This is a genomic window from uncultured Planktosalinus sp., from assembly GCF_963973675.1.
In the GTDB taxonomy this organism is placed as follows: domain Bacteria; phylum Bacteroidota; class Bacteroidia; order Flavobacteriales; family Flavobacteriaceae; genus Planktosalinus.
In genome coordinates this window covers 1-8,308 of the sequence record NZ_CAXBAN010000085.1, presented here as the reverse complement: position 1 = coordinate 8,308, position 8,308 = coordinate 1, and the positions used below count along the sequence as shown (strand labels likewise).

The following is an 8,308-nucleotide window of genomic DNA, read 5'->3' as shown; positions in this document are numbered from 1 at the left end:
AAGATTCATTAAATCTAGGGGCTGTTGGCTCAGCAGGTTTTGGTGGGGTTTTTTGAATCTCCTTTCGTTCAAAAACAGGAGTTTGCTGGTAGCTCGATGCAAAATCTTCAAGCTCACTTATTGGTTTCGATTTTGTTGGTAAAAGTTCTTCCAACATCTCATCAATTTTTTGAGTTTCAGAGGGCATTTGAGCAACAATATCTTTTATTTTTTCGATTAAAGGTTCCGCAAGGTTTTCTTCGTAGCTGGGTTGTTCTAACGGCTGTGGGTCTTGATCTTCTATAAATGTATCATAGGTTTTTGAATCTGTAGCCTGAAAGCTTTCCCCAGTTTTACTTATAGACTGGTTCTTTTCAAGATAAATTTCTATCGTAAGCAATTCATAAAGTGTCCGGGATTTTTGATGCAAGTCAACCAGTGAAGTCTCATTCATTTCTAAAAAAGCGTTGGCCAACTCTTTTAATTGCTTGTGAAGTTTCTTTTCCATTGGATTTATTTTACTTTGGATTTACTGTATTTCAAAAAATATCTTGAATAATAAACTTTTCAAAAGCCTATTATATCTTTTCTTTTTTTATTTCGGTAACGACTTTTGTTTTTATAAATTTACCGATATAGAAGTATAACGAAAAATGCATTAATTTTCGCATTGAAAAATACAAAATGTTTCTCGAAAATACAGTAAATCATAAAGAGCAATTTGGCTGGATAGAAGTAATCTGCGGTTCGATGTTTTCAGGCAAGACTGAAGAATTAATTCGCCGGTTGAAGCGTGCTCAGTTTGCAAAGCAACGGGTAGAGATTTTTAAACCAGCTCTTGACACGCGCTATGATGAGGACATGGTCGTTTCTCATGACAGCAATGAAATACGTTCCACTCCGGTGCCTGCAGCTGCAAATATTCCTATTCTTGCAGACAATTGTGACGTAGTGGGCATCGATGAAGCACAGTTTTTTGATGACGAAATTATTAAAGTGTGTAACGATTTAGCCAATAGTGGAATTCGTGTAATAGTTGCCGGACTCGATATGGATTTTAAAGGAAACCCTTTTGGTCCAATGCCTGCGCTTATGGCCACTGCAGAATATGTTACCAAAGTACACGCCGTATGCACTCGAACCGGAAACCTAGCTCAATACAGCTTTCGAAAAACCAACAATGACAATCTAGTTATGCTTGGTGAAACTGAAGAATATGAACCTCTGAGCAGAGCCGCCTACTACAAAGCTATGCTAAACGAAAAGGTCAAAAAACTTAAGGTGACTGACCCCGAAATCATTCCTTCAAAAAAGTCCTCATAACAGATGCCAAAAGCCACTGAAACAACCCTCGAGATTGATTTAAACGCGCTTTCTCATAATTTCAACTATCTAAAGTCAAAACTAAAGCCGGGAGTTAAATTCATGGGCGTAGTCAAGGCTTTTGCTTATGGAAGCGACAGCCGGATTATTGCGAAAAAATTAGAGGCCCTCAAAACTGACTATCTTGCTGTGGCCTATACTTCTGAGGGTGTCCAGCTTAGAGATACGGGCATTCAATCTCCGATTTTAGTATTACACCCTCAAACCGTCAATTTTGATAAAATAGCAGCTCGTTGCCTAGAACCCAGTATTTATTCTCCTTTAATGTTACAGCGATTTATTGCTTTCGCGGAAAAAAAACAACTGAAAGAGTACCCGATACATATTAAAATCAATACAGGAATGAACAGAATTGGTTTTACCACAAACGAAGTGCAAACGGTTGCAAACTTGATGAAAAACACAACTGCTGTAAAAGTGAGGTCGGTATTTTCACACCTTGCCGCAAGTGATGATTTGGAAAATAGAGCATTTACAGAGAAACAAATTGCTCTATTTGAAAAAAGCGCTGCTTACCTCATTGAGTTGTTGAGATATCCAATTTTAAGGCACACGTTAAATACTTCCGGCCTGTTAAATTTTCCAAACGCACAATTTGACATGGTCCGCAGCGGAATTGGACTTTACGGATTTGGTAACGACGCCCGGGAAAATAAAAATTTAGAACCTGTAGCTTCTTTAAAAACCATTATCTCACAGATTCATCACATAAAAAAAGGAGAAAGTGTGGGTTATAATTTTGGTTTTGTAGCCGAAAAAGACACTAAGACTGCAACTTTGCCCCTGGGTCACGCAGATGGCATTCATCGCGGATATGGAAAAGGAAAAGGCTTTGTAACTATCCAGGGGAAACGAGCTCCAATGATTGGAAACATTTGTATGGATATGTTAATGATTGATATTACAGACATTGATTGCAATGAAGGTGATGAGGTGATCGTTTTTGACTCAAAAAACAGCGCTGAAGAATTTGCGAATTCAATCAATTCTATCTCATATGAAATTATAACCGCCATTTCTCAAAGAGTTAAAAGAGTAGTGATTGATTAAATAAAAATTTGTACATTTAAATAACTAACTATTAAAACCATTTAAAAATGTTTACAGAATTTAAAAAATTTATAATGACCGGCAATGTCATTGATTTGGCGGTTGCGGTAATTTTAGCCGGTGCCGTTGGTCTTGTCGTCAATGGTTTTGTCGCAGATATTATGATGCCCATCGTGGGTCATTTTGCCGGCGGCATGGATTTTGCCGATTTGAAGGTGATTCTCTCAGAAGCCGTTGTAGCAGCTGACGGCTCTATCACTAAACCTGAAAACGCGATTAGATATGGTGCTTGGATCAATGCACTTATCAATTTAGTAATTGTTGGTTTTGTCCTTTTCATGATTGTAAAAGCTTATAACAAAACGAAGAAGAAAAAAGAAGAAGCACCCGCCGCTCCAAAAGGACCCACTCAAGAAGAGTTGTTGGCAGAAATCAGGGACTTATTAAAAAAGTAATCCGCTCACTATATATTCTAACTCAAAGCCGCCTGAAAACCGGGCGGTTTTTTTATGCCTTTTTTAACCGCAATCCAATGGCTTCTGATTAAATTTGCACAAGAAACGTATTCAATGTTTAATCAAAAAACCCGCTTTAGCGGTTTGTAAATATGAAAGTAGCTGTTGTAGGCGCTACCGGAATGGTAGGCGAAGTGATGCTTGAGGTCTTAAAGGCAAGAAATTTTCCGATTTCAGAATTGATACTGGTAGCATCAGAGCGTTCTGTTGGAAAAAAAATTTCATTTAACGGGAAGGAACACTCTGTTAAAAGCCTGAAAGAGGCTTTAAATACCAAACCAAATGTGGCATTGTTTTCTGCCGGTGGATCCATTTCACTGGAATGGGCACCAAAATTTGCAGAAACCGGCACTACGGTAATTGACAATTCCTCTGTATGGAGAATGGACACTACAAAAAAACTCATTGTCCCTGAAATTAATGCTGGTTTATTGACCAAAGCTGATAAAATCATTGCCAATCCAAACTGCTCAACCATTCAAATGGTATTGACACTCCACCCTTTGCATAAAAAATATGGTATCAAACGCGTTGTAGTTTCTACCTACCAATCCATAACCGGGACCGGTGTAAAGGCAGTTCGGCAACTTGAAAATGAAATGAGTGGTAAAAAGGGGGAAATGGCATACCCCTATCCTATTCATCAAAATGCAATCCCCCAATGTGATGTTTTTGAGGATAATGGTTATACAAAAGAAGAAATGAAGCTCGTTAGGGAAACTCAAAAAATATTGAATGACCCAAACATAGCCGTTACTGCTACCGCTATAAGAATCCCTGTTGTTGGAGGCCATAGTGAGTCTGTTAATGTTGAATTTGAAAAGGATTTTGAAATTGGTGAAATCAGGACCCTTCTCCATAAAACTCCCGGAATTACCCTTCAAGACAACCCAGACACCAACACCTATCCCATGCCAATCTATGCAAAAGGGAAAGATGATGTATTTGTTGGTCGCATTCGAAGAGACGCTTCTCAGGCTCGTTCACTAAATATGTGGATTGTGAGCGATAACCTAAGAAAAGGAGCTGCAACCAATGCAGTGCAAATTGCTGAGTATCTGGCTGAAAAACAATTACTTTAAATAATTAATACAAATTTGATTTTTTCAGTGGTTTTTTTATCTTTAGGTATTCCTATTCTAAAGCTAATTAAAACCAACCTGCTATGAATTCTACTTTCACCAAAATCATTCGCCTTTTACTTGCAGTTATTTTAATCCTAATTGGGTTAAATAAGTTTTTTCAGTTTATTCCGGCTCCGGAAATCCCTGAAGATGCTTCAGAATTTATGGGTTCTCTAAAAGCTACGGGGTATGTGATTCCTGTTTTGGGTATGGTAGAAATTTTTATTGGATTGTTGTTGTTATTCAATAAGTGGGTGGCCTTTGCGGTAATTGCCCTGGTTCCCATTTCATTAAACGTACTTCTTTATCATTTGTTTTTAGATATTCCACACATTGGAATTGCTGCTTTGGTAGCTATTATAAATTTCATTCTGCTCTATAAATTATGGCCTAAATATAAGCCGCTTTTTAACTAATTTTAACATCTCTTTTTTAGTAAGTTTGTACTTATTAAAAACATTCCATTATGAAAAAAACACTTATTGTTGTTTTTTCTTTTGTACTCTTTTTGGGTTGTAAGGAAGAAAACACACAAAAACCTATGCAGTTAAACTATCCTGAAACCAAAAAAACAGACACAGTTGACACTTATTTTGGTATTGAAATTAAAGATCCTTACCGCTGGCTGGAAGACGACCTGTCTGATGAAACCGCACAATGGGTTGAAGAACAAAACAAAGTTACTTTTGATTTTTTAAATCAAATTCCATTTAGAAACGAAATCAACAACAGGCTAACTGAGCTTTGGAACTATGAAAAAATAAGTGCACCTTTTATCGAAGGTGGAGTTACCTATTTTTATAAAAATGACGGCTTGCAAAACCATTATGTGGTTTACAGGCTGAAAGATGGAAATGAAGAGGTGTTTTTGGACCCGAATACTTTTTCAGAGGATGGAACTACATCATTGGATGATTTGAGTTTTTCTAAAAGCGGAAAACTAGCTGCATACAGTATTTCTGAAGGTGGGAGTGATTGGCGAAAAGTAATAGTGATTGATGCTGAAACAAAAGAACAAGTAGGAGACACACTTGTGGACCTAAAGTTTACCGGAATTGCCTGGAAAGGGGATGAAGGTTTTTACTACTCTACCTACGACAAGCCTAAAGGAAGTCAACTTTCTGCGATGACTGATGAACATAAGCTCTATTTCCACAAACTGAACACCAATCAAAATGAAGATCAAGTCGTTTTTGGCGGAAGTGAAAGCCAAAAAGGAAGGTATATAGGGGGAAGTGTTTCTGAAGACGGCCGTTTCCTGTACATTTCTCGAGCTGTTTCTACAAGTGGAAACGAGCTTTATTTAATGGATTTGGAAAAAGGAGATTCCAATATTCTACCTATCATTACAGGATTTGATAATTCAACTTCAGTCATCGACAACAGGGGCAGTAAATTGTTTATAAAAACAAATCTGGATGCCCCCAATCAAAAAATAATTGCTGTTGACGCTTCAAGTCCCGAACCTGAACATTGGGAAGATATAATTCCCGAATCAGAACACGTGCTTAGCCCTTCAACCGGAAGCGGTTATATTTTTGCTCGCTATATGGTAGATGCTGTTTCAAGTGTAATGCAATATGACTTTGAAGGAAATTTAGTAAGAGAAATTGAGCTTCCCGGAATTGGATCAGCCGGAGGTTTTGGAGGCAAGAGTGATGCAGAAAACATGTATTATTCTTTTTCGAATTATAAAACACCTTCAAGCATCTACAGTTATGATGTAGAAACTGGTTCTTCAGAGGTTTACTGGCAACCCGAAATGGATTTTGACCCTACTGAATATGAATCAAACCAGGTATTTTTCACCTCTAAAGATGGCACAAAAGTACCTATGATTATTACACACAAAAAGGGTCTGGACCTCAACGAAAAAAACCCGACTATTTTATATGGATATGGTGGGTTTAATATAAGTCTTACCCCCGGGTTTTCAACAGTTACTGCAGTGTGGTTGGAAATGGGAGGTGTATATGCTGTACCAAACATTCGCGGCGGTGGAGAATATGGGAGAGCTTGGCACGATGCAGGAACAAAAATGAATAAACAAAACGTGTTTGACGACTTTATCGCTGCAGCAGAATATTTAATTGACAATAAATATACTTCAAGTGATTATCTTGCTGTTAGAGGAGCTTCAAACGGAGGTCTTTTAGTTGGTGCTGTTGTTAACCAGCAGCCCGAACTTTTTAAGGTGGGCATTCCTCAAGTGGGCGTAATGGACATGCTGAGGTATCATACTTTTACAGCTGGTGCTGGCTGGGCATACGACTATGGCACGGCCAACGATAATGAAGAAATGTTTCAGTACCTAAGAGGCTATTCGCCACTACACAACATTCAAGAAGGAAAAACCTATCCTGCAATTATGGTCACTACCGCTGATCATGACGACCGGGTGGTTCCGGCACATTCTTTTAAGTATGCTGCTGAATTGCAGTCTAAGAACACCGGAGACGCGCCAAAGTTAATAAGAATTGATGTTGGCGCCGGTCACGGTGCGGGAATGCCTGTGTCCAAAATTGTTGATTTACACACCGACATTTTTGGGTTTATTTTATACAATATGGGTTTTGAGGTGCTTCCCAAATAATTTTTTAAAATAAAATAAAAAAAGCCCTCTTCATATGAAAAGGGCTTTTTTTATTTAAGCAGTTTCAACATTATTGCTTTACAAAACGTTTTATTGCAACAACTCCATTCATCTGAATTTCGAGAAAATAAACGCCAGACGACAACTGTTCAACCCTAAGCGTGTTAGATTGAAGTTTTCCCTGTTTTATATTCCTTCCTGAAATATCGTAAATTGTAAAATCAACTTCATCATGAGAATGCGTTAAGTCAATATTTAAAAAGTCCTTAGTTGGAACCGGGTAGATTGTAAACGTTATCTCGTTCATTTCATTTGTACTCAGATATTGCCCTTCAACGATATGATGAACTGTATTTATCTCAGGGTTTTGAATAACATCAATGATCCCTGAGGGCCATTTGATTTTCAATTCTTCAATTGCAGTATCTGTTCCTATACCAAAATGCGTGTTTAAAGTACTCATATAACGAAATCCTTCACCACTTCTCACGTCTCTTATTTGAGTGCCCAGTGCACTTGTAATTTCAACCCGGGCTCCTATCCCATTTTTGTTGCTTTCTATCCCTTCAGTGTTTATAACAATCCAATTGTTTTCATTTCCTTGATTGTAATAAATGGTTGTTGCTCTGAAAGCATCCAAGAATCCGTCGTTATTTAAGTCTGCAATGGAGGCTCCTGAAAAAGGTATAGAAACTTCAGTAAAAGTAAAATCTCCATTATTAATAAAAAGCTTGTTAGAGTTACCGAAAACATCAAGAAACCCATCATTATTAAAGTCATAAGTTGCATGCTCAACACTGGTGCCTTCAAAAGTATCAAAACCAGAACCTGAAGTGATATCAGTAAACGTGCCGTCGCCATTATTTCTCATTAGTTTGTGGCCTCCATCCGTAAATGAACTAGCTCCTACTAATAGATCCATAAATCCATCGTTATCAAAATCACCTGCTGCCGACCAGGTTTGTATAGGATCATTTAACCCTGCTTCAACAGCAACGTCTGAAAATGAACCATCACCATTGTTTTTAAAAAGTTGGTTGGTTCGACGGTCTACACTACCCCCGCATTTGGCCATAAACATGTCTTGTAAACCATCATTATTATAATCAAACCATAAAGAGCCATAATGACCTCCGGTTGGAAAGTCCCCGATTCCTCCCTGGTTAAAGCTCAGATTGCCATCACCATCGTTAATAAAATATACATTGGGTGCAACATCATGACAAACAAAGGCATCAAGATTTCCATCGTTGTTGATGTCAACAAAATTAGACCGCTGTGAAAAAACAAACTCAGGAAAGGATGTTTGTGTATATCCTGTTCCATCGTTATTGGCCATCATAAACGTAACTCCAGAGCCTCCGCCATATAACAGATCATTGTAGCCGTTACCTGTTAAATCTCCAGCGGCAAGGCTCCAGGACGGTGCGTTTTCAACATCGGTAACTGGAAAGTTTTGCTCAGTGAAGGAGCCATCACTATTTTGAAAATGAATTTGAATATTTGTTGTATTCACTGATACAATATCATCTAGATAATCCCCATTCATATCAACTGCACAAATACTATATTGCCCTGTTGTATTTATTCCTATGGGTTGAAAGTTTACTTGCGAAGTTCCTGAAAAAGAACTTCCGCGAGTTCCGCAGTTCTTGGAGGATTCT

7 protein-coding genes and 1 pseudogene are annotated in these 8,308 nt (G+C 38.0%); 6 read left to right on the top strand and 2 right to left on the bottom strand.

Going from position 1 to position 8,308, the window contains the following annotated elements; genetic code table 11:
* A pseudogene (locus AACY61_RS04925) lies at positions 1–487 on the bottom strand (hypothetical protein); the annotation flags it as partial.
* A 176-nt stretch (positions 488–663) separates the two neighbouring features.
* Between AACY61_RS04925 and AACY61_RS04920 the strand changes: the two are divergent.
* From AACY61_RS04920 to AACY61_RS04895, 6 genes are all read left to right on the top strand, one after another.
* On the top strand, positions 664–1,302 hold the full coding sequence (locus AACY61_RS04920; protein WP_339610474.1) for a thymidine kinase: 639 nt from the start codon (positions 664–666) through the stop codon (positions 1,300–1,302).
* A gap of 3 nt (positions 1,303–1,305) precedes the next feature.
* Complete coding sequence (gene alr, locus AACY61_RS04915) at positions 1,306–2,412, top strand: alanine racemase (protein ID WP_339610473.1); 1,107 nt, start codon at positions 1,306–1,308, stop codon at positions 2,410–2,412.
* 47 nt (positions 2,413–2,459) lie between these two features.
* Positions 2,460–2,867, top strand: coding sequence for a large conductance mechanosensitive channel protein MscL (mscL, locus tag AACY61_RS04910; RefSeq protein WP_339610472.1), 408 nt, complete (start codon positions 2,460–2,462; stop codon positions 2,865–2,867).
* Positions 2,868–3,019: 152 nt separating this feature from the next.
* On the top strand, positions 3,020–4,009 hold the full coding sequence (locus AACY61_RS04905) for an aspartate-semialdehyde dehydrogenase (protein ID WP_339610471.1): 990 nt from the start codon (positions 3,020–3,022) through the stop codon (positions 4,007–4,009).
* A gap of 83 nt (positions 4,010–4,092) precedes the next feature.
* Positions 4,093–4,467, top strand: coding sequence for a DoxX family membrane protein (locus AACY61_RS04900; RefSeq protein WP_339610470.1), 375 nt, complete (start codon positions 4,093–4,095; stop codon positions 4,465–4,467).
* Positions 4,468–4,517: 50 nt separating this feature from the next.
* Complete coding sequence (locus tag AACY61_RS04895; RefSeq protein ID WP_339610469.1) at positions 4,518–6,644, top strand: prolyl oligopeptidase family serine peptidase; 2,127 nt, start codon at positions 4,518–4,520, stop codon at positions 6,642–6,644.
* 70 nt (positions 6,645–6,714) lie between these two features.
* Here AACY61_RS04895 and AACY61_RS04890 read toward each other — a convergent pair.
* On the bottom strand, positions 6,715–8,308 hold a 1,594-nt coding region (locus AACY61_RS04890), incomplete at its 5' end, for an FG-GAP-like repeat-containing protein (RefSeq protein WP_339610468.1).